Genomic DNA, 20,319 nt, shown 5'->3' with positions numbered 1-20,319 from the left:
TACAAAATGAAAAAACTCATCCTTCTTTCGGTTTTACTTATATCCTCAATAACGATATTCGCGCAGGACAAAAAGTCCCTTGAAGAGCGCGCCAACCAAATGTACGGTTACACAGCTTCGGAACAATATGAGAAACTTTTGGATTTTACTTATCCTAAGCTTTTTACGATCGTGCCCCGCGATAAAATGGTCGAGATATTGCAGCGTATGACCAAAGGTGAAGGTTTCACTATTGCCATAGCGCCTACACCGCCTAATTTCAAATTTGGGGAGATAAAAAAGATCGACGGTGGACATTATAGCGTGCTCACTCATGACCTGAATATGAAAATGCGCTTTGATGAGCCGGTTGCTGATGATGAATTGGAGTTTTTACTGGCCTCTTTGAAAACCAACCTGAAGACTGATAACGTTACTTTCGATAAAAAGGACAATTCCTTTACTATCATCAAGAGATCGCAGGCCGTTGCCGTTTGGGATAAGGATACGAATGGTAAATGGATGTTCGTTAATAATAGCGACGGACCTATTAAAACAAGGTTGTTCAGCGAAAAGGTAATTAAGGAATTGGGAATTTAATTTTGTGCCCTGTATCATTCCTTTAAATTCCGTATATTAGACCTGTAATCAATTAAATCCCACATTATGGCAAAGAGTCAGGATGCTAAAAAGAACGTAAAGAAGGAGCCTCTTAAAACCGCAAAGGAAAAGAAAGAGGAAAAAAGGGAAAAGAAAAATAAGAGGGATTAACTCCTCATAAAAAAGCCACTTCTTACGGAGTGGCTTTTTATTATCCATAGTTGGGTTAGATGATTATAGTTAACGAATTCTTAAAATTCATAAAACACTCATAATATTACTAAACTATTCTTAATAAAAAACTTAAAATTTTGAAATATGACTGGTTGTATTGTAATTTTGGTCACTCAATAATGTAACTTAAAAATACAAAACAACCATGAAAAGATTCAATTTAGTTCTGGGTACTGTGCTTGTTGCTGCCGGTGCTGTATCTTGTAAGGATGAGGCTAAGCAAACTGCTGAGCACAATGTAGATCACTATGTAGTATTCGTTGACTCTGTGAACGGACTTGACGCTGCTGAAAGGGCTGCCAACTGGGCTGCTATCGATGCTGAACACCAACGCAGGGTATCGGAAGCTGAAGCGGCGCTTACAGCTCTTGAAAACGACGAAGCTTCTGCAAAGAGGATCGAGGAGAGCAAAACAAAGTATGACGGCGTAAAAATGGCGGCTGAAAATGAAGCGAAAGCGAAAGCAGAAGCAGCGGCTACCCCTGCAGGTAACCCAATGGCTGACAAATTCTTTGGGCCTGGCAATGTTGTAGGAAATGACATGACATTTGCCTGGGTGAATAAAGACAACATCCTTGATGTATACACTAAATTCTACGAAACATTTGATGCTGAAAAGGACGAGTATACAAGGCAGGACCTTGACAAAGTAAAGGCTTGGTACGAAGCGCTTGACGCAAGGAAAAACACTGTTGAGAAAGAAGGCCTTTCTTCTTCTGATAATGGTAAGATCGCTAACATCAAGCTAAAATTCGCGCCTAAGTTCCGTTGGGAGCGTATGACCGCGAAAGGTGAAGAGAACAAAAACGCTAAAGAAAAAGCGAACTAAGTATAATAATTGGTTGATTAATTCAGGAAGAAGGCATATTTCGGTATGCCTTCTTTTTTGTTTTGTGCGAATCAGCCCAACAATCCGTAGCCGCTCTTCAGGCCGATGAGCGCATCTCTAAAAAATGATCTTGAAGGGCGTACCATAAAGTGCTGCTGCACCTGCTCTCTTCGGAAGAAGATGATGCCCAAATGGTACACATCAACCGTAACGGTAGCTTTCTCGTGATCCAGGATGGCCTGCCATGAGGCTTCCAGTTGTGCATTTGCGTGTATATTGGGGAGGATGCACACCGTATCATTGTGCGAATTCGAAACGATCTTTTTAAAGGAAGCCAGTACGGCTTCTTTGTTATTTTCGGCTATAACGGCAAAGTCGGTTCCGCCGGGTATTGGCGCCAATGGCGAAAAGAACCACAGCTTGATCTTATTCTCCTCTCCGGCATAGCGCAGCATTTCGATCACCTTATCAGCATCTTCGCCAAGGACAAATGACTTTGCGGGGCGCAGGTAGCTCACTATGCGGTACAGGAGTTCGGCCTGCGGATAGGGGATCTGCATATTTTGCCCACGGTGCTCTCGTTTGGAGAGGCGCGGCCCTTTAGCGTAAAAAGCCTTGCTCACGAAATGGAACATGAATGGCGAATGGATGCCGTGATCGTCCAGCGAGCGCCATAAGAATCGTGTATAGGATAATGTACTCATAAAATAGTGTCAGTTTTCAGTCGCGGTCATAGCCGCAGTTTAAGACCTGAAAACTGCGGCTGCGGCTCAACCCTATTATTCCTCCATTTTCATTTCGAGCTCAAACCACCTTTCGGTCTTTTCTTCAAGGCTTTTCAGTACTTTTTCAAGGTCGGCAGCCTTTTGGGCAATGTCCTTATCGGCGATCAACCCATCCGAAAATTGCTTCTCAATGGCTTCTTTTTCGCGTTCCAGGTCTTTTACTTCCTTTTCCAGCTTTTGGTATTCCTTTTGCTCATTAAAAGTAAGCCCCGCCTTCACATTATTTTGTTTCCAGTTCTTTTTAGCATTGTCGCCAACGGGTTTCAGTTCTTCCTTTGCTGGTTCGGCACTATCTTCGTAAGTGCGGAAGTCGCTGTAGTTGCCCGGAAAATCCTCAATGGCGCCTTCACCCCGGAAAACGAACAGGTGGTCTACGATCTTATCCATAAAATACCTGTCGTGCGATACTACTAAAAGGCATCCCGGATAGTCAAGCAGGAAGCTTTCCAGTACGTTAAGCGTTACGATGTCCAGGTCGTTCGTTGGCTCATCCAGTATCAGGAAGTTGGGGTTTTGTATCAGGACCGTGCACAGGTACAGGCGCTTCAGCTCACCACCGCTCAGCTTCTCTACAAAATCATATTGCTTTTTACGGTCAAAAAGAAAGCGTTCCAGCAATTGCGCTGCCGATATTATCTTGCCTTTTGCCAGCGGGATGTATTCGCCAAATTCTTTAATGATGTCAATAACCTTCTGTTCCGGTTTTGGGTTGATACCGCTTTGGGTATAATAGCCGAGTTTTATAGTATCGCCTATCACGACCTTGCCGCTATCGGGAGGGAGTGTCTGGGTGATAAGGTTCAGGAACGTCGACTTTCCGGTACCATTCTTCCCGATAATGCCAATGCGCTCTCCTTTTTTAAAGTTAAAACTGAAATTCTCCAGTATCGTCTTATCCTTGAATTTTTTAGATATGTTATGCAACTCTACGATCTTGCTGCCCATGCGCTCCATGTTGATCTCCAGTTCTACCTGGTGCTCCTTCCGGCGGCTGTGGGCCTTTTCCTGTATGACATAAAAATCATCCTGCCTGGATTTCGACTTGGTCGTACGCGCTTTAGGCTGGCGGCGCATCCAGTCAAGTTCCTTTACATACAGGTTCTTTGCTTTGTCAATGCTGGCATTCTCGGCGGCAATGCGCTCTTCTTTTTTGTTGAGGTAGTACGAATAATTACCTTTGTATTGGTAAAGTTTACCATTTTCCAGCTCGATGATCTCATTGCATACACGCTCCAGAAAGAAGCGGTCGTGCGTCACCATGAACAATGTCATGTTCTCTTTTGCGAAGTAGTTCTCCAGCCACTCGATCATTTCAAGGTCGAGGTGGTTGGTAGGCTCATCGAGGATCAGCAGGTCGGGCTTGCTTGTCAGGATGATGGCAAGTGCCACACGCTTTTTTTGCCCCCCGCTCAGGTTCTTTATTTTCAGCTTCAGGTCTTCCAGTTTTAATTTGGAAAGGATCTGCTTGTACTGGGTCTCAAAATCCCAGGCATTGTGCAGTTCCATTTTCTCAAAAGCCTTCTGGTAGGCATCTTCGTCTTCAAGGTTCTCAAGGGCTTTTTCGTATTGCGAAATTATCTTTAATACCTCATTGTCTGACGCAAAAATACTTTCCTCAATGGTAAGTTCCGGATCCAGCTTCGGCTCCTGCGAAAGGAATGCCATCTTTATTTCCTTGCGGATCACGACCTGTCCCGTATCAGGCATGTCTTCGCCGGTCAGTATTTTAAGGATGCTGGTCTTGCCGGTGCCATTCTTCGCTACGAAAGCGATCTTTTGGTCTTTATTGATGCCGAAGGAAAGGTTCTCGAAAAGCGTGCGCTCCCCAAACGACTTGGATATGTTCTCTACTGAAAGGTAATTCACTGTGTGATTTTTTGCAAAAGTAACGTATTAATTACGAATTAAAAATTGATGCTGCTAATTAGCAGGATGTGGGATAGTACATTAACAATGTTTTTATTAGTCGGTATATTGTTTAACTGTGAAATGTCAGAGCTGAAAGAAAAATATGACTATTAAAAATACCTACTAGTAGTTATTTATTGTACAATTTAAAAGACTACATTTCGTGAATATTAAATAACAAACCGCAATGAAAAAATTAATAACGTTAGTATTTATATTAAGTACTTTTTTAGCTGTACAGGCACAGGAATTAGTCCGATTTCAAGAAGGTGGAAAATATGGCTATAAAAACTGGAAGACAAAACAAGTGGTAATTCCACCGACTTATAGCTTCGCTATGGATTTTAGTGAAGGTCTGGCACAGGTAGAAATTGATGACAAGATGGGATATATTGATACGGCCGGAAAGTTGGTGATCCCCTGCAAATATGAGGGAAGTTATGGTTTTTCGGAGGGACTTGGCTCTGTGGTGCTTAATGGTAAGAGGGGGTTTATTGATAAAACAGGCAAAGCGGTTACCGCATTTAAATATGATGAGAATGATTCCTTTGTTGAAGGTCTTGCCCGTGTAAAATGCAATGGTATATGGGGTTTTATGGACCCAACAGGAAAAGAGGTTATCGCGCCTAAATATGAAGATGCGAACAGTTTTAGGAAAGGCATTGCCAGCGTAAAATTAAACGGAAAGTATGGTGCCATAGATAAGTCCGCTAAAGTGGTTGTACCCTTTAGATATGATGAGGCGCTGTATTTTGAAGAAGAGGATGGTAATGGGGAAGTAGGGGCGATCGTTAAGATAAATGGTAGTGCAGGTGTCGTAAATAAAGTTGGTAAAGAGATCGTTCCGGTTAAATATGAGCGAGTGGCAAGATATAGGAACAATATTGCCTGGGTGCAATACAATGGCAAATGGGGAATGGTGGATAATACGGGAAAAGAAGTGGTGCCGATAACTTACGCCACGCTTGAGGAGTTGTATCACAGGAAATAGAGAAATATTTTTGCCTTTTTGTTGAAGGCGTTATAAATAACAATGATTATTTATAACGCCTTATTAATTCTGATACGGACAGGTTCGTTCCTGAACCACCTCTGTATATCTAAGTCCTTAAACATAACTCAGCCACCATTTTTTATGTGTCCGCTTGTATTTCTCGTACTGCTTTGTCGGGAACCAGCATAAAACGATAACTAATATCCAGATCAGGTAGACGATGCCGAGTGGGAACCCGAAATTTTCCTTTGGCCGGAACCCGAATGCCATGTCCAGCCTGAAATTGTCTGCAAAAGTATAGCCCTCTGCATAAAAAAGGCCAACGCACAGCAAATGGATAACGTATACGTGCAGCAGGTAATACAGGAACGGCACGCGGCCGAATACATTCAGGAGATCGGTAACACGGTTGCGAACATTCTCGAGTAATGCCAGTGCGATCATCGCCGGGCCAAGCGTCATGCAGGCATAAATGAGGGAGGGAGGGTATTTGTTTACGTTGAGGAAGGACAGGAAAGTGTACACGGCATCTTTTTGTTCTGTCCATGGCTTGGGATCACCGTAACCGTTGACAAGGCGCAGGAGTACGAACAGGCTGATGATGCCAAGTCCGGTAGAGAGCAGCAATTTCCTTCTTCGCAGTTGATCGAATTCCGGTCGGTACCATTTGCCTAAAGCATAACCCAGCAGCATGATGCCTGTCCATGGCACGGCAGCGTAGGCACACATCAGGGCAACGCCGCCGCCAAGCGGGATCATGTCAAATTCGGTGAGCAGGAACAGGTTGGCTATCACGTCCATTATCGGGTCGGTAAAAGTGTGGGTGTCCAGCAGATTATGTAACACGGTTATCAGGATGCCAAGGGCAAAGAGCATCCAGTATCGTAAAAAAATGAGTCCAGATAAAAGTACCATGCTCGCGCCAATGGCCCATATTACCTGCAGGAAAAAGAAATTGAACATGTAATTGAAGCTCCATCCGAAGCCGACAATGGTGAATTCGGCAACAATGAGCCACAGTCCGCGGGTGAGCAGGAATAACGCCAGTTCTTTTTTAGTTTTTCGGAGGCTTTGCAGGTAGATGGATGTGCCGGAAAGGAACACGAACAGCGGCGCGCAAAAATGTGTGATCCACCGCGTAAAGAACAGCGCGGGGGTTGTGGTATCCATGTTCTCAGGCTGATCGGTCATTGCGTCAATATGAAAAAAATCACGGGTATGGTCCAGTGCCATGAAGATCATGATGATGCCGCGCAACACGTCTATGGATTGAATGCGCTGTAATGTCTTATCCATCAGTTAGTTTGTTGGTTTGGTATAAATATACAATAAATACTTTCGTTATCACAAAACAGACAAAAAGTCATCATAAGTGACTTTTTGTCTGTGAAAATGTGATCGGAATAAAAGTTGACTGTTCACTATGAAATTTAAAAGTCAAACACTTAAAAAATTACAATATGAACTTAGTAAAACGCAACACGGCAAACAGGGCTTTTCCAACAGTAATGGACGAATTGTTTAAAGATCTGTTAGGTGGTACGCAATACACCCACAAGGCTGTACCTCCTGTAAACATTCGCGAAACAGAGCAGTCATTCACAGTAGAATTGATGGCTGCCGGTATGAAAAAAGAAGATTTCAATATCGAGGTTGACAACGACCTGCTCACCATCTCTGCTGAAGTAAAAGCAGAAAATACGGATGAAAACGGTAAATTCACCCGTAGGGAATTCAGTTTCACTTCCTTTAAAAGGTCGTTCACGTTGCCTGAAACGGTAAAGGAAGACGATATCAATGCCGCTTATCAGGACGGTATCCTTAAGTTGGTCCTTCCTAAAAAAGAAGAGGCATTGCCTAAAGCTAAAAGATCGATCGAGATCTCATAATAATTGGTTGGTTGGTTTGAAAGGCGCTTCCCTGACAGGAAGCGCTTTTTGTTTTATTTAACCGGAGCTACCAAAATTACCGTACAACCAAATTACCGCATTCTCAATGCAACTTGTTATCTTTGCGTATGCAGTTATCCGTGATCATTCTAAACTACAACGTCCGCTACTTCCTGGAGCTATCCATCATCAGTGTGCAAAAGGCCATGGAAGGCATTGATGGCGAGATCATCGTGGTGGATAATAATTCGCCCGACGACAGCTGTGCCATGGTAAAGCAGCGATTTCCGGGGATAAACCTTATCGAAAATAAAGAGAATTCCGGGTTCCCGAAAGGAAATAACATAGGTGTGGCCGCAGCCAAAGGAAAATACATCTGCATTCTTAACCCTGATACGGTAGTGGCCGAAGATACCTTTGCAAAAACACTGGCATTCGCCGAAAGGCAAAATAAATTAGGGATGGTTGGTGTAAAGTTCATCGACGGTACCGGCAATTTCCTTCCCGAAAGCAAGCGCGGACTGCCTACGCCCTGGGTGGCGATGACCAAGATGTCGGGGCTGTACAAACTGTTCCCGAAATGGGGGCTGTTCAACAAATACTACGCCCAGCACCTGAATGAAAATGAGGCCGGCGAGATCGACATACTTCCCGGCGCCTTTATGCTCATGGACCGGCAGGTATACCTCGATGCGGGCGGTTTTGACGAACGCTACTTCATGTATGGGGAGGATGTAGATCTTTCCTACACGCTCCAAAAAATGGGGTTGCACAATTATTATTTTCCTTCCACTGCCATCATACATTATAAAGGTGAAAGCACAGTTCGCGATGCGGCCTACACGAAGCGGTTCACCGGGGCAATGCGCGATTTCTACAAAAAGCATTTCCGGGGGGCATTCCTGATGGATGGCTTCCTCACGCTGGGCAGCACACTGTTCATACGATCCAAACAGCGAAAAAAAGCTGCTGTTTCGCCTGCGGACAACTATGTGCTGTTCTCTAAGGACGAGGAGCTTTGCCGCCAACTGGAAATGGCTACGGGCAAAAAGATCGTACGCTTTGCACAGTACGAGCGCAATGTGCTGCCCTCGACCAACAGCTGTACTGAAATAATACTGGATAACGAGCTCTTGCCCTTTGGCGAGATCATCGCCATCATGCAGAACCACAGGCACAAATGCTATACTTTCCGCATACGGCCTGCAGGGTGCGATTTTATACTTGGCAGTGATAGCAGCGACAGCAGGGGCGAAGTGACATTGATGGATAATGAGGCACCGGAAAAAACGTTATAGTTGGCGAATATTTATTCACAAAAAGGCATCGGGTTGTTTTTTTTGTTAATTTCGCAAGCTGAAATACTAATCTTACCTTTAGGTTAACGATATGGCAAAATTTGAACTGAAATTACCCAAAATGGGGGAAAGCGTTGCAGAAGCGACAATTACCAATTGGTTGAAGAACGTGGGCGACCACATTGCGGCCGATGAGGCGGTTTTGGAAATTGCAACTGATAAAGTGGATTCCGAAGTGCCGTCTGAAGTGTCAGGTACGCTTACGGAGATACTTTTCCAGGTGAACGACGTGGTGCAGGTAGGCCAGACCATAGCTTATATCGAGACCGAAGGCGGCGTAGTTGTAGATGCCCCGAAAGAGGAAACTACCGCAGCCAATGTTGAGGTGCTTGAAAGATCGGTATCGGCGGCTAAGGAAACCGCTACAACCCCGGCAGATTTTTCAGGTTCTGACAAATTCTTCTCGCCACTGGTAAAGAACATTGCCAAAGAAGAAGGCATATCTTTAGCAGAACTGGAGTCTATCAACGGGACCGGCAAGGAAGGAAGGGTAACAAAGAATGACATCCTTGATTATGTGAGATCACGCACCCTAACCCCCAAAGGGGGAACTGTGGACGCGCAACCTGTAACTCAAAACCAACCGGCAACCCACAACCCACAACCAACTCAAAAAGCAATGCCTGTTTCGGTTAACGGTGGTGACGAGATCGTGGAAATGGACCGCATGCGCAAGCTGATATCAGGCTACATGGTACAGTCGGTGCAGACATCGGCTCACGTACAGTCGTTCATCGAGGTAGATGTGACCAACATTGTGAAGTGGAGGGATAAGGTTAAGAACGCATTCGAGAAGAGGGAAGGTGAGAAGCTTACCTTTACGCCGATATTTATGGAAGCTGTGGCAAAAGCGCTGAAAGACTTCCCTGATATGAACATATCGGTAGATGGCGAATATATTATCAAAAAGAAAAATATCAACCTGGGCATGGCGGCGGCGCTCCCGAACGGTAACCTTATCGTTCCCGTGATCAAGAATGCCGACCAGCTCAACATCGTAGGCATGGCGAAAGCCGTGAACGACCTTGGCAACCGCGCAAAAGCCGGCAAGCTGAAGCCGGATGATACTCAGGGCGGCACATATACAGTTACTAACGTAGGTACTTTCGGCAGTGTGTTCGGTACACCGATCATCAACCAGCCGCAGGTGGGTATCCTTGCCCTTGGAGCCATACGTAAAGTGCCGGCAGTAATTGAAACACCTGAAGGCGACTTTATCGGCATCCGCCAGAAAATGTTCCTTTCGCACAGTTACGACCACAGGGTGGTAGATGGCGCGCTGGGAGGGTCATTCGTTAAGCGCGTAGCCGATTATCTTGAAGCCTTTGATGTGAACAGGGATTATTAATTTTTTGGAAAATATAGTATTGGAGCCTCGATTCTGTCGGGGCTTTTTTTATGTACTTTAGCTACTATTGAAAAAGTCCTGACAGCTGAATATGAAAAACATATACATCGCCTTGTTTTCTTTATTGGTGGTAGCCTGCACACCAAAATATAAGATAGCCGATAATCCGGCAATTTTTGTGCTGGATGATCCCCAGTTTGAAAATGACACGGCTAACAGGGATGTATCTGTAGATAAAAGATATTCTTTGTCAAAGGTGAGTGTTGGGCGCAGGTTTATTTTAAAGCACAACGATAAAGAATTTTTCAATGGTGATGCAACTGACCACTATTATCTGGACGAAATATTCAGGGGCAGGTATTTTTTCACCACCGTCAATAAAAAACCTAATATATGGTCTTCCGTATCATTGATCCCGAGGGATTCTGTCTTTATGTATGACATGGAATTACAAAAGCTGTTCTACTTTAATGCTAAAGCGTTTCGGATATCCCCTGTAAAATTTAAGCATCCTCTAAGACGGACTGAAACGATCATGAACAGCAGAAGGATGGTTATCCTGTAGGAGCGATTATTGACAGCGTTGATGTAATTAAAAATGAATTGCATTTGCTTTTAGAAGATCATAAAAGCAGGACGGTGTTGAAATTAGAACCTGTTTCCCGGTTATAGGTCATCAATACAACTCCGCCAGATAATAGATCTGCTTTGTAGTGTAATCATGCTCATCCCTGCCTTTGGATGCAGAACAGGTATAGCTTATGGAACCATTATTTCCATGGTTTATCCTCCAGACGAATAGGGGTACCCGTAGTCCGAACTTTCCTGCTTCATATACTTCGTCATTTATGCTGAACTTTTTCATTATAAGATGTTTAAATGTAAAAGTACGCATTAATAAACGGCTCAGGCTATAAAAGTGCATCTATTAATTTTTAAGTATAGAAAAAAAATTAACGATCGCTGTAACATTTGTTTTGTAATTGCGTCTACTACACCGGATATAGATCCAATAGTATGTCATCAATCAAATCAAACATCAAAATGAAAAGGACCATCAAAATGGGAGCGGCAGCATTTGCCGCGGGTTTAATGCTAACATCGTGCTATTCGTACACAACCGTTGTCGGAAAAGGTGCGCAGGGACATCAGGAAGTTAAAAAGTGGAACCATTACGTAGTATTCGGTCTTGCACCGGTAGATGTATCAGACGCTAAAGAAATGGCTGACGGTACGCAGGACTACACAGTAACCACCAAACACAGTTTTATTACAGGTCTGGTATCCGGGCTTACTTTCGGGCTTTATACGCCAACAACGACAACTGTGATCAAGTAAGTAAAACAGCGGTCACCTGTCATTTTGAGCGAAATGCAATGAAGCCGAAAATAGCAGGTGGCTGCTAAATCTTCAATTTTATGAAAAAATCAGTTTTTTATATCGCAATTACCCTGTCGGTAGTATTCCTGATCAACATCATCGACATCGTGATCAACGATGCCGAGCGCCTTACCCAATATGGCTGGGGCTATCTTAGCGGACAGATCGTACTATTTGGCATTTTTGTTTCCCTTGCTTTCTTCATGCTCGGAAGGGCTTATGGAAATAAACAAATTTAAGAACTTTAGCATATCGATCAAGCCAGCCATAAGGTTGGCTTTTTATTTATAAAATCATAAGATTTATTTCTTCTAATATAAGAATAAAATATTATATTGCACTCGAATTGCAAAGCGATATAGTTATGAAGACATTAGAGTTTATTTATCAGGAGACAGAGATACATTTCCTTATTAATAATAGCGAAGATGTAACTGTCAATGCCACTGAAATGGCCGATATATTTGGAAAAGACCCCGAGGAGTTCCTGTCTGACATCCACACGCTCGAATTTATAAAAGCATTGGAAGCAAAGTTAGGCGCAGCAAGCTTCAGGCGTGAGGTAGGCAGGGATCTGGTTGAGGTCTGGATGAACCGGAAACTGGCCATTAAGTTCGCGTCCTGGCTGGATCCGGAGTTTGAGCTTTGGGTGTACGATACGATCGAGACGCTCCGGTTTTCGCATTATGACAACCACCTAAAGGCGCTCAATGCACAACAGGCAGAAAAGCTGCGTTTTAACAATTTATGCAAAAAGGCGGTTTCCGATCAAAATGAACTCGCTATCCAGATCATTGAAAGTCATAGGAGGCTCAAAAAGCTGACCAATGAAAAGAGGATCGCGATAGTTCACCAGGAAAGGGAGATCAAAAATCTTTTTGATATGTTCGATGAGAATTAAAATGACGATTCGTTAAGTATGGCAACAAGTTCGTCAAGGAATGCCGCCTGCCTTTCATTGATCAGGATCTTTGCATCTGCGAAAGCAAACCATCCGGCCTTGTCGACTTCAGCATAAGTGGCCCTGCGGCCGGATCTTGGAGGCCATTCCATTTCAAAAGTGTTGCAGGTAATGGTTTCAGGGTCGAGGTCTCCCGTTGCGGCCCAGCACATTACCTTCTTCCCGCCTTTTTGAGTGATTGGCTGTAGTTCTATAAATGGGGCTTGGGGCTGATATCCGGTCTCCTCTTCAAATTCACGTACTGCGGCATCCAGCGGAGCTTCATTTACATTGAGTTCTCCTTTGGGGATGGTCCACCATCCTTCATTCTTTTTGGTAAAGAAAGGCCCACCCGGATGCACAAGAAAAAATTGAGTTTCGCCTTCTGTATTTCGATAGAGCAGTATGCCCGCGCTTTGTTTCATAGCTTAAAGATATTATATTTACAAAAATGCATCATTATGGAGGAAAGGCCGGTCATCAAAATACATGCGACACTAACGGATAAGATCCTTGAAGCAATGGCGATAGTATTGGTGGCAGTGCTGTGGACCATGCTTGTATTTGGTTATGCCAACCTGCCGGAAACGATACCTATCCATTTTAATGGTGTGGGCGATCCCGACGGTTATGGTGATAAGAACACGCTCTTCCTGCTACCTGTGATAGGGACATTGCTGTATTTCATGCTGACCGTACTCAGTACTAGGCCTCACATATTCAATTATCCGGTTGCCATTACTCCGGAGAATGCCGAAAAGCAATACCGTATTTCGGTTCGCATGATGCGTGCCATCAAGCTAAGTGTGCTGGTTGTATTCTGCACTATCGAATACGGCAGCTACAGGGTTGCGTTGGGTAAGCAGGAAGGTTTGGGCAGCTACTTCATTATTTTTGTTCTCGCGGTGATCTTTATCCCGATGCTGTATTTCATATCAAAAGCTTTCGGGAATAAATAACTACTCCGGCACAAAATAGCCACCATTTTCATTCCTGAAGTAACCATCTGCTACCTTACCGAAACGATCTATGGTAAAATAATTAAATGCTCCGCCTACCACGGCACCTACACCAAACGGTACGAGCCTGCCCAACACCGCGCCACCGCGTTTTGAACCATATTTAGTGATGAGTTTACGTCCTATCTTTTGGTTCATGCGATTGCGTATCCTGTCGGTTATGTGCTTGTCGAAATGTTTAACGCCAATCTTTTCACCTTTGGCAGCTGCCGTTTTTTCGGGAAGCACAACTCCCGCCCAGATACCCAGCACCAGTGTGAAGTCGTCTTCGAAATCCTGTTCCGTATCCTTGCCGTAGATCAGTCCCGTGCCATAGCATAGCGCTGCCATCCAACGGAGCATCAGGGCAATGTCGGCCGATACTGCGCCCGCTTCCATTGCTATCTGGGCGGCCGTCCCTATCCCGGGAAATATACCCGGCAGGGCTGTTGCTACTCCTACAGAGGTGTATTTTTTCCGTATATCTTTGCTGTACAGCCGCGACAACTCATCTGGTGACTTACCGGGTTCTTTCTGCTTTAGCATTTCGATGTCCTTGCGGATATCTGCGAACGCAGGCATTACTTTCAGGATGATCTGGTGGAGGTCCATGGCCTTTATTTTAACCTAAAGGTATTCATTAACAAAGCAGGGGAGTGCCAAAGAGCTATTAAAATTACTCTCAGTGTTATTTTTTCGGACTGATGTTCAGTATGTCAGGATATTTGTTCAGGTATTTTTCCAACAATTTTCCCTGCTTAAAGCTGAGCCTCCACAGTATCTTATTGGTCATGGAATGGCTCCATAATTCAACATAAAAATTATGGACAGCATAGAGCAGTTTTTTTACTTCGCCTTCCAGGCAGGCATCAATGAGTACACCCTCATCCCACAGGATACGGTACTGTTCCTCTTCACTCAATTGCTTGTACTCATTCAGCTTCATACCGATAAATTTACGATTTCCGGGTCATTTTGCCAAGATATACGGGCTTTCTATACAAACGGACTTGGGCGGGCTGTAGTATCCGGTTTCCTGCCATGCAAAATTACTATTTTATGATCTATTAAAAATTAAGTAATTATTAGCGATCGGTTGGCAAAATTTAAGATTGTAAAAACGGAACTTGCATGCGTAATCAAAAAGGAATATGCCATGAGACTATTACTGCTATTACCCACCTTTGCACTTTTGGCCGTATCGGGCTTTAACCTTTCTGCAGGTAACAACAGCTTTGCCATAGTGATAGTACATTTAGTTGTAATGGCGCTTTGCATAACGTTCATTGCCTTGATCGTGAGATCGATATTTGCCGTACGCTATGTCGAAATGCCGGAGATCGAAAGCAATCAGGCTTATGAAGCGCTGGATTTACAGCATTCATAAGCTTCTCTATATTATATGTAAAAAAAGCTTCCGTTTTCGCGGAAGTTTTTTTTGCATATAATGTAGTTTGGTAATTATATATTGATTATTTTTCATTTTTTATTATTTATCATTTAATTATTTTCGTAATTTCATATAAATTTTACAATAAAATTAATTTCCTATTTATATTTTTTTTTATTTTAGCTCCTATAACCAATATATTAAATTTATGAAACAAATTTTACTAAGTGGTATAACTTGCTTAGCAATGGTAGCCACAAGTTTTGCAAACAATAACAAAAATGTAGAGAAAAGGAAATCTGACAGCAAGGAAGCACTGCCGATTGAGCAATGCTGTACGCGAGAGGCCAAGCAAGGAAGTGAAAAGTGGACTTCCACGAGATGTTATACCCATAAAGATCAGGAGATCGCAAAAGGGCGTGCATGTGAGTTAGCTCAAGCTGATGCTGATGCGGCTAAAGAAAGGGCATATACATTGACAGTAAAAAAGAATAACACTATTGAGCAGCCAACTCCGTAAAATTTTAATTACCTCCCCCTCCTTAGGGGGAGTTTTTCTAAATTTCTATGAAAAAAATTCTTCTTTTAGTAAGTTTCATTACTAATATTTCAATTTCCCAAACATTGACTATAAGATATGATAGTTTTTTCTTGGATGAAAACGATGACTATGGAAATTATTATTTTGACAATGCAACACTTGTTACGAGTGAAAGCGCTGGTATATATACTATAGTTTCGAAGGATACTGTTGTTCCCAGCGATCGTCTAGGCTCTGTTAGCAGCTCTTCAAGTGATTATAAAATGCTTTTTTATAAGGATATTCATAAGAACACTATTTATTACGAAGAAGATAGGGGCGGGTTAAGAAACAATCCGCAGTTGATAAAAGATGATACTTATCAAATTGATTGGGAAATTAATGAAAATCAAAAAAAAATTTTAGGTTACTTAGCTCAGGAAGCCGTGGGTAAATTCCGTGGGCGTACTTATAAAGTGTATTTTACAACTGAATTACCCTATAGTAATGGTCCTTTTAAATTTGACGGATTGCCAGGCCTGATTCTTGAAGTTATTTCAGATGATAACACAGTTAGTATTAAAGCTAAAGAGGTGAAAAGAACCGCAGAAGAAATTGCTTTTCCTTTTGATGAAAAAAGAGAAACAATTTCTTGGGAAGAATTTAAAACTATTTATAAGGCCTATTTTGAAGCAACAATTTCTTACAGACCTAGCCCTGACACCCAAATTGCAATTCCAAACAGAAGTATCGAATATTTTATAGACAAATAATTTCTATCTTACAATATTATTAATGGATTTAAAATTTGCCAAGGTAAAATATGTTTTACCTTGTTTTTTTTTCATTTTGCTTGTTCAAACTATTTGTACGGCGCAGGCAGTTGGAGGGACTGTGTATGGTAGTAATGGAGAAAAAATTGAAAACGTATTTGTTAGTGTCAGAAAGATCAGCGCGCCAAATTTAATTTTTCAATTTACCACGACAAATACCGACGGATATTATGAAATTAGCCTCAAATCTTCTTTGGATTCTATCATTGTCCATGTTTCTACTATAGACTATGAGCCACAGCAAAAATTTCTGTTCAATGTACAGAATAGCAGGAAACATACCATTGATTTTAATCTTGAAGAAAGGACCACCGAGCTTAAAGAAGTTATTATTGATCACAATCAGCCGGTTGTGGTTAGGAACGATACAGTTACCTATGATCCGAACGCATTTAAAGATGGGACTGAGCGTGTGATTGAAGACCTCATTAAAAAATTGCCGGGGATGAAAGTAGGTGAAAATGGAGAAATTAAATACAAAGGCAAAAGCATAAAGAAATTCCTTTTGGATGGCGATGACCTTTTTGACTCAGAATACACTATTGGCAGCCGTAATATCAGTGTCGACATGGTAGATCAGGTTCAGGCTGTAGAAAACTATATAGATAATCAGCTGTTAAAAGATGTGGTCGACAGCGAAGATGCAGCATTGAACATTGTGCTGAAAAAAGGGAAAACAGATTTTTCAGGAAATGCGGAATTGGGATATGGCATTAGTGACAAATATGATATGTCAGTGACAGGATTGGTCATCAACAAGCGAATTAAGGGTTTTGGCATCGCTTCATATAATAATATAGGGGATAACCCTACTCCGTATGACTTCAGTTCGGAGATTGTTTCGGTAGGCCAAAATGCCGATAAAAGACTATTGTCTCCACAATTATTGCAGCAAGGGAATTTTTATTCTGAACTGGAAGATAAGTATCACAGGATCAATGATAACTTATACATAAATTCTAATTTTTTATATAAGCTCTCGGGTAATACGAAAGTTAGGGTAGGTGCTGGATTTTATGACGACAGGTTAAAAAGAACGAATATCAGCCGGTCTGAATATTCCGTAAATGAAGAAAGCTTTGTGGTTAATGAAGTCGAAAAGATAAATAAAGAGCCCAGGCTTTATAATGTCAACTGGCAGGTATTGCATAAACTGTCGGAGAGCCAAAGTTTAGAGTATATCGGAAAGTTGAATTATGAGGATATTAATTATTTCAGTAATTCTATAAACAACGAGCTTTTGCAATCAAACGTTGTAAATACTGCTAATTTTTTCACGAAGCATAACCTGAATTTTACAAAACGAATCAACGAAAAAACTGCGTTTGTGACCAGTGGGCAATACTCAAGAAGCAGATCGCCACAACATTTTATGCTTATTCCGGGAGTAATATTGAACGGGCAGTCAGATATTATTGAGAGCGATCAATCGAGTAAATTTGAAAAAGAATATCTAACGATAGATGCAGAATACTATGTTAATTTAAAACAAAACACGCGTTTTCAATTTGGAGCCGGTTATAGGCAAAGCAGGACAGGGTTTAATTCAGGATTGTCGGGAATAAATGGGGATAACGAAATAATTGAGTATCAAAATTTCAACAATGATATCGTATATAAAGTTAGTGTTCCCTATATAGCTTCAGGTTTTGGGTACTCCCAAAACAACTTTTATGCGGGGGCTTCTGTATCGGCACAGTATTTTAATTTTGCGCGGGAAGATAAGGCATCAACAGATAAGATCTTTGAAAGGGAACTAATATTTGTACCCTCACTTAATTTTAAATATAAGTTTAGTAAAAAGTCTGTATTGACAGCATCTTATACATACAATCAGACAGCTCCAAGAGAGGAGAATATGTTTGAAGGCATTGTAATGACAAATTATAGAAATTTCATCAATAACCAGATAGATATCAGGTTTTTAAAGACGCAAAGTTATGCATTGGGCTACAGATTCAATGATTTTTATAAGTTGAGCAGCTTTAATGTACTTCTCAGTCATACTGTTAGAGACAACAATTATTCTTTTAAGACTGTAATCGACCCTTATGTATCAACGATCACAAATTTTTTACTTGATGCATCAACGAGGGATTATGGGTTAAATATTAATGCTGAAAAGTATACGCATTTCATGAGGACTACCTGGCAAATGAATGCCAATTTCTCTATAGCGCAAAATAAAAATATAGTAAATGAGTCTGATTTACGTGATATTGAAACCCGGGTTATTTTTTCGGATCTTACAGGAAGGACGGGTTTTCAAGGTTTTTTGAATTTTGAAAACAAGGTCTCTGTAATGTACATATCATCCTATGCTGAAGGTTTTTCTAAAAACAATTATACAACCTTGACAAATTCATTTAAGGCAATCCTTAAGATCAGGCATAATTTAAAAGCTAGCGCTAATTTAAATTATATTTCACCCGATACATCATTGGGGTATAACTACTGGTTTTTGGATTCAGAGTTGAGATTGATATCGAAGAGCAAAAAGTTAGAATACTCTTTAATCGGAAGGAATCTTACAAATAACAAGGAGTTTTCAACCGTTTTGGTTTCTGATTATGCAAGGTCATTGTCATCACATAATTTAATTCAACGCTTTCTATTGTTAAAGATTGGCTTTACTTTTTAAACAATGCAAAAAAAGCTTCCGTTTTCGCGGAAGCTTTTTGTCTATTATCTAACAGTCTATTATCTAAGAACCTATTTTGCAATATTCACTGCCCTGGTCTCCCTGATCACGGTGATTTTCACCTGGCCCGGGTAGGTCATTTCGGTTTGTATCTTGTGCGATATTTCAAACGATAGTCCTGCTGCCATCTCATCACTTACTTTTTCGCTTTCTACGATCACGCGAAGCTCGCGGCCTGCCTGGATAGCATAGGCGCTTTTAACGCCCTGGAATCCGTAAGCAATGTCCTCAAGGTCTTTAAGGCGCTGTATGTAGGAGTCAAGCACCTGTCTCCTTGCACCCGGCCTTGCGCCAGATATGGCATCACAAACCTGAACAATAGGAGATAGGAGGGATTTCATTTCTATCTCGTCATGGTGAGCACCAATGGCGTTGCAAACCTCTTCCTTTTCGCCGTATTTCTCGGCCCACTGCATACCAAGCAATGCGTGCGGCAGGTCGCTTTCAGCATCCGGCACTTTACCAATATCGTGAAGTAGTCCCGCACGCTTGGCAAGTTTCACATTAAGTCCAAGTTCAGCAGCCATAAGGCCGCAAAGCTTAGATACTTCACGCGAGTGCTGTAGCAGGTTTTGCCCATATGATGAGCGGTATTTCATCCTGCCCACTGTCTTGATAAGTTCCGGGTGAAGTCCATGTATGCCAAGGTCGATAACAGTACGCTTACCAACTTCAATTATTTCTTCTTCGATTTGTTTAGTAGTTTTTGCTACCACCTCTTCGATACGTGCCGGGTGTATCCTTCCGTCGGTCACAAGCTTGTGGAGCGAAAGGCGCGCTACCTCCCTGCGTACAGGGTCAAAGCACGAAAGTATAATAGCTTCAGGCGTGTCATCCACAATGATCTCAACTCCGGTAGCGGCTTCAAGCGCACGGATGTTACGTCCCTCACGGCCAATGATGCGGCCTTTCACGTCATCTGACTCAATGTTAAATACCGATACGCAATTCTCTACTGCTTCCTCTGTACCAACACGCTGGATGGTACTGATTATGATCTTCTTGGCTTCCTGCTGCGCGGTAAGCTTAGCTTCTTCAATAGTATCCTGGATGTGAGACATCGCACTGGTCTTGGCCTCCGCTTTAAGGCTTTCTACCAGTTGGTTCTTGGCATCTTCTGCAGAAAGGCCTGAGATCACTTCAAGCTGTGTGACCTGGCTCTTGTGAAGGCGGTCGATCTCCTGCTGTTTTTTGTCAAGGAATTCGATGCGTGTATTGTAATCTGCAATTTTTGCCTCTGCATCGTCTGCAGCTTTTTTAGCCCTTGCCAGTTCTCCTGATACTTGTGATTCTTTATCGCGAGTACGCTTTTCGGCCTCGGCTATCTTCTTATCTTTCCCAAGGATCACCTGCTCGTGCTCGGCCTTTAGCTCAAGGAATTTTTCCTTTGCCTGCAGGAGCTTGTCCTTTTTCATATTGTCTGCCTGTACATTGGCATCTTTCAGTATTCCGGCTGCCTCTTTTTTGGCATTGCGGACCAGGTTCGAAACATTTTTCTTTTCGAGGAACTTCGCTATCCCGAAGCCGGCAGCGAGCCCTATGATGGCCCCGATGATTATCATTAAAGTACTATCCATTGGTTTAGTTTGGTTTAATTTTTAAAAATAAAAAAGCCTACATCAGTGAGGTATTG

At 42.3% G+C, this 20,319-nt stretch carries 23 protein-coding genes; 15 read left to right on the top strand and 8 right to left on the bottom strand.

Going from position 1 to position 20,319, the window contains the following annotated elements; all coding sequences use genetic code 11:
- Positions 1-6: 6 nt before the first annotated feature.
- Both ACT6R0_RS14150 and ACT6R0_RS14145 read left to right on the top strand, forming a co-directional pair.
- A complete protein-coding gene (locus tag ACT6R0_RS14150; protein ID WP_444654152.1) occupies positions 7-579 on the top strand; it encodes a hypothetical protein in 573 nt (190 codons plus the stop codon).
- A gap of 379 nt (positions 580-958) precedes the next feature.
- Positions 959-1,642 carry a hypothetical protein gene (locus ACT6R0_RS14145; protein ID WP_444654153.1) on the top strand — a complete coding sequence of 228 codons (684 nt, stop codon included), beginning with the start codon at positions 959-961 and terminating at the stop codon, positions 1,640-1,642.
- A 71-nt stretch (positions 1,643-1,713) separates the two neighbouring features.
- Here ACT6R0_RS14145 and ACT6R0_RS14140 read toward each other — a convergent pair whose 3' ends face one another.
- Together ACT6R0_RS14140 and ACT6R0_RS14135 are read right to left on the bottom strand one after the other, a co-directional pair.
- On the bottom strand, positions 1,714-2,346 hold the full coding sequence (locus ACT6R0_RS14140) for a hypothetical protein (protein WP_444654155.1): 633 nt from the start codon (positions 2,344-2,346) through the stop codon (positions 1,714-1,716).
- Positions 2,347-2,421: 75 nt separating this feature from the next.
- Positions 2,422-4,293 carry an ABC-F family ATP-binding cassette domain-containing protein gene (locus tag ACT6R0_RS14135; protein ID WP_444654156.1) on the bottom strand — a complete coding sequence of 624 codons (1,872 nt, stop codon included), beginning with the start codon at positions 4,291-4,293 and terminating at the stop codon, positions 2,422-2,424.
- A gap of 229 nt (positions 4,294-4,522) precedes the next feature.
- Here ACT6R0_RS14135 and ACT6R0_RS14130 point away from each other — a divergent pair, with 229 nt between their 5' ends.
- Positions 4,523-5,326: a WG repeat-containing protein gene (locus tag ACT6R0_RS14130; protein ID WP_444654158.1), complete on the top strand. Its 804-nt coding sequence runs from the start codon at positions 4,523-4,525 to the stop codon at positions 5,324-5,326.
- A 117-nt stretch (positions 5,327-5,443) separates the two neighbouring features.
- Here the strand turns inward: ACT6R0_RS14130 and ACT6R0_RS14125 are convergent, their stop codons facing one another.
- Positions 5,444-6,625, bottom strand: coding sequence for a DUF1624 domain-containing protein (locus tag ACT6R0_RS14125; RefSeq protein ID WP_444654159.1), 1,182 nt, complete (start codon positions 6,623-6,625; stop codon positions 5,444-5,446).
- Positions 6,626-6,789: 164 nt separating this feature from the next.
- Between ACT6R0_RS14125 and ACT6R0_RS14120 the strand changes: the two genes are divergently transcribed.
- The 4 genes from ACT6R0_RS14120 (at position 6,790) to ACT6R0_RS14105 (ending at position 10,489) form a co-directional block, all read left to right on the top strand.
- Positions 6,790-7,218, top strand: a complete 429-nt coding sequence (locus ACT6R0_RS14120) for an Hsp20/alpha crystallin family protein (RefSeq protein ID WP_444654161.1) — start codon at positions 6,790-6,792, stop codon at positions 7,216-7,218.
- A 128-nt stretch (positions 7,219-7,346) separates the two neighbouring features.
- Positions 7,347-8,516: a glycosyltransferase family 2 protein gene (locus tag ACT6R0_RS14115; RefSeq protein WP_444654162.1), complete on the top strand. Its 1,170-nt coding sequence runs from the start codon at positions 7,347-7,349 to the stop codon at positions 8,514-8,516.
- Between the two features lie 91 nt (positions 8,517-8,607).
- The gene (locus ACT6R0_RS14110; RefSeq protein WP_444654163.1) at positions 8,608-9,924 is read left to right on the top strand and encodes a dihydrolipoamide acetyltransferase family protein; all 1,317 of its coding nucleotides are present in this window, start codon (positions 8,608-8,610) and stop codon (positions 9,922-9,924) included.
- A 91-nt stretch (positions 9,925-10,015) separates the two neighbouring features.
- Entirely contained in the window at positions 10,016-10,489 is a 474-nt protein-coding gene (locus ACT6R0_RS14105) for a hypothetical protein (protein WP_444654164.1), read from the top strand.
- 111 nt (positions 10,490-10,600) lie between these two features.
- Here the strand turns inward: ACT6R0_RS14105 and ACT6R0_RS14100 are convergent, their stop codons facing one another.
- On the bottom strand, positions 10,601-10,789 hold the full coding sequence (locus tag ACT6R0_RS14100) for a hypothetical protein (protein WP_444654165.1): 189 nt from the start codon (positions 10,787-10,789) through the stop codon (positions 10,601-10,603).
- A gap of 179 nt (positions 10,790-10,968) precedes the next feature.
- Between ACT6R0_RS14100 and ACT6R0_RS14095 the strand changes: the two genes are divergently transcribed.
- From ACT6R0_RS14095 to ACT6R0_RS14085, 3 genes are all read left to right on the top strand, one after another.
- A complete protein-coding gene (locus tag ACT6R0_RS14095; protein WP_444654166.1) occupies positions 10,969-11,262 on the top strand; it encodes a Bor family protein in 294 nt (97 codons plus the stop codon).
- Between the two features lie 80 nt (positions 11,263-11,342).
- Positions 11,343-11,543 carry a hypothetical protein gene (locus tag ACT6R0_RS14090; protein ID WP_444654168.1) on the top strand — a complete coding sequence of 67 codons (201 nt, stop codon included), beginning with the start codon at positions 11,343-11,345 and terminating at the stop codon, positions 11,541-11,543.
- A gap of 125 nt (positions 11,544-11,668) precedes the next feature.
- The gene (locus ACT6R0_RS14085; RefSeq protein WP_444654169.1) at positions 11,669-12,205 is read left to right on the top strand and encodes a KilA-N domain-containing protein; all 537 of its coding nucleotides are present in this window, start codon (positions 11,669-11,671) and stop codon (positions 12,203-12,205) included.
- On the opposite strand, the gene ACT6R0_RS14080 is transcribed toward ACT6R0_RS14085, so the two are convergent.
- On the bottom strand, positions 12,202-12,669 hold the full coding sequence (locus ACT6R0_RS14080; protein ID WP_444654170.1) for an NUDIX domain-containing protein: 468 nt from the start codon (positions 12,667-12,669) through the stop codon (positions 12,202-12,204). The two genes, ACT6R0_RS14085 and ACT6R0_RS14080, sit on opposite strands and share 4 nt — an antisense overlap.
- 36 nt (positions 12,670-12,705) lie before the next feature.
- Here ACT6R0_RS14080 and ACT6R0_RS14075 point away from each other — a divergent pair, with 36 nt between their 5' ends.
- Complete coding sequence (locus ACT6R0_RS14075) at positions 12,706-13,203, top strand: DUF1648 domain-containing protein (RefSeq protein ID WP_444654172.1); 498 nt, start codon at positions 12,706-12,708, stop codon at positions 13,201-13,203.
- Here ACT6R0_RS14075 and ACT6R0_RS14070 read toward each other — a convergent pair whose 3' ends face one another.
- Both ACT6R0_RS14070 and ACT6R0_RS14065 read right to left on the bottom strand, forming a co-directional pair.
- Entirely contained in the window at positions 13,204-13,854 is a 651-nt protein-coding gene (locus ACT6R0_RS14070) for an EcsC family protein (protein WP_444654173.1), read from the bottom strand.
- 76 nt (positions 13,855-13,930) lie between these two features.
- The gene (locus tag ACT6R0_RS14065; RefSeq protein ID WP_444654175.1) at positions 13,931-14,188 is read right to left on the bottom strand and encodes a hypothetical protein; all 258 of its coding nucleotides are present in this window, start codon (positions 14,186-14,188) and stop codon (positions 13,931-13,933) included.
- A gap of 210 nt (positions 14,189-14,398) precedes the next feature.
- On the opposite strand from ACT6R0_RS14065, the gene ACT6R0_RS14060 reads away from it, so the two are divergent.
- The 4 genes from ACT6R0_RS14060 (at position 14,399) to ACT6R0_RS14045 (ending at position 18,626) form a co-directional block, all read left to right on the top strand.
- The gene (locus ACT6R0_RS14060; protein ID WP_444654176.1) at positions 14,399-14,629 is read left to right on the top strand and encodes a hypothetical protein; all 231 of its coding nucleotides are present in this window, start codon (positions 14,399-14,401) and stop codon (positions 14,627-14,629) included.
- A 211-nt stretch (positions 14,630-14,840) separates the two neighbouring features.
- Positions 14,841-15,152 carry a hypothetical protein gene (locus ACT6R0_RS14055; RefSeq protein WP_444654177.1) on the top strand — a complete coding sequence of 104 codons (312 nt, stop codon included), beginning with the start codon at positions 14,841-14,843 and terminating at the stop codon, positions 15,150-15,152.
- Positions 15,153-15,199: 47 nt separating this feature from the next.
- Entirely contained in the window at positions 15,200-15,925 is a 726-nt protein-coding gene (locus ACT6R0_RS14050) for a GLPGLI family protein (RefSeq protein WP_444654179.1), read from the top strand.
- Between the two features lie 22 nt (positions 15,926-15,947).
- Positions 15,948-18,626: a hypothetical protein gene (locus tag ACT6R0_RS14045; protein WP_444654180.1), complete on the top strand. Its 2,679-nt coding sequence runs from the start codon at positions 15,948-15,950 to the stop codon at positions 18,624-18,626.
- 71 nt (positions 18,627-18,697) lie between these two features.
- Here ACT6R0_RS14045 and rny read toward each other — a convergent pair whose 3' ends face one another.
- Positions 18,698-20,263, bottom strand: a complete 1,566-nt coding sequence (gene rny, locus ACT6R0_RS14040) for a ribonuclease Y (RefSeq protein WP_444654181.1) — start codon at positions 20,261-20,263, stop codon at positions 18,698-18,700.
- Positions 20,264-20,319 lie beyond the last annotated feature (56 nt).

Source organism: Flavobacterium sp., from assembly GCF_052437795.1.
GTDB lineage: Bacteria > Bacteroidota > Bacteroidia > Flavobacteriales > Flavobacteriaceae > Flavobacterium.
Note: the sequence above shows the minus strand (reverse complement) of the source record. Positions and strands in the feature narration are given on the sequence as shown.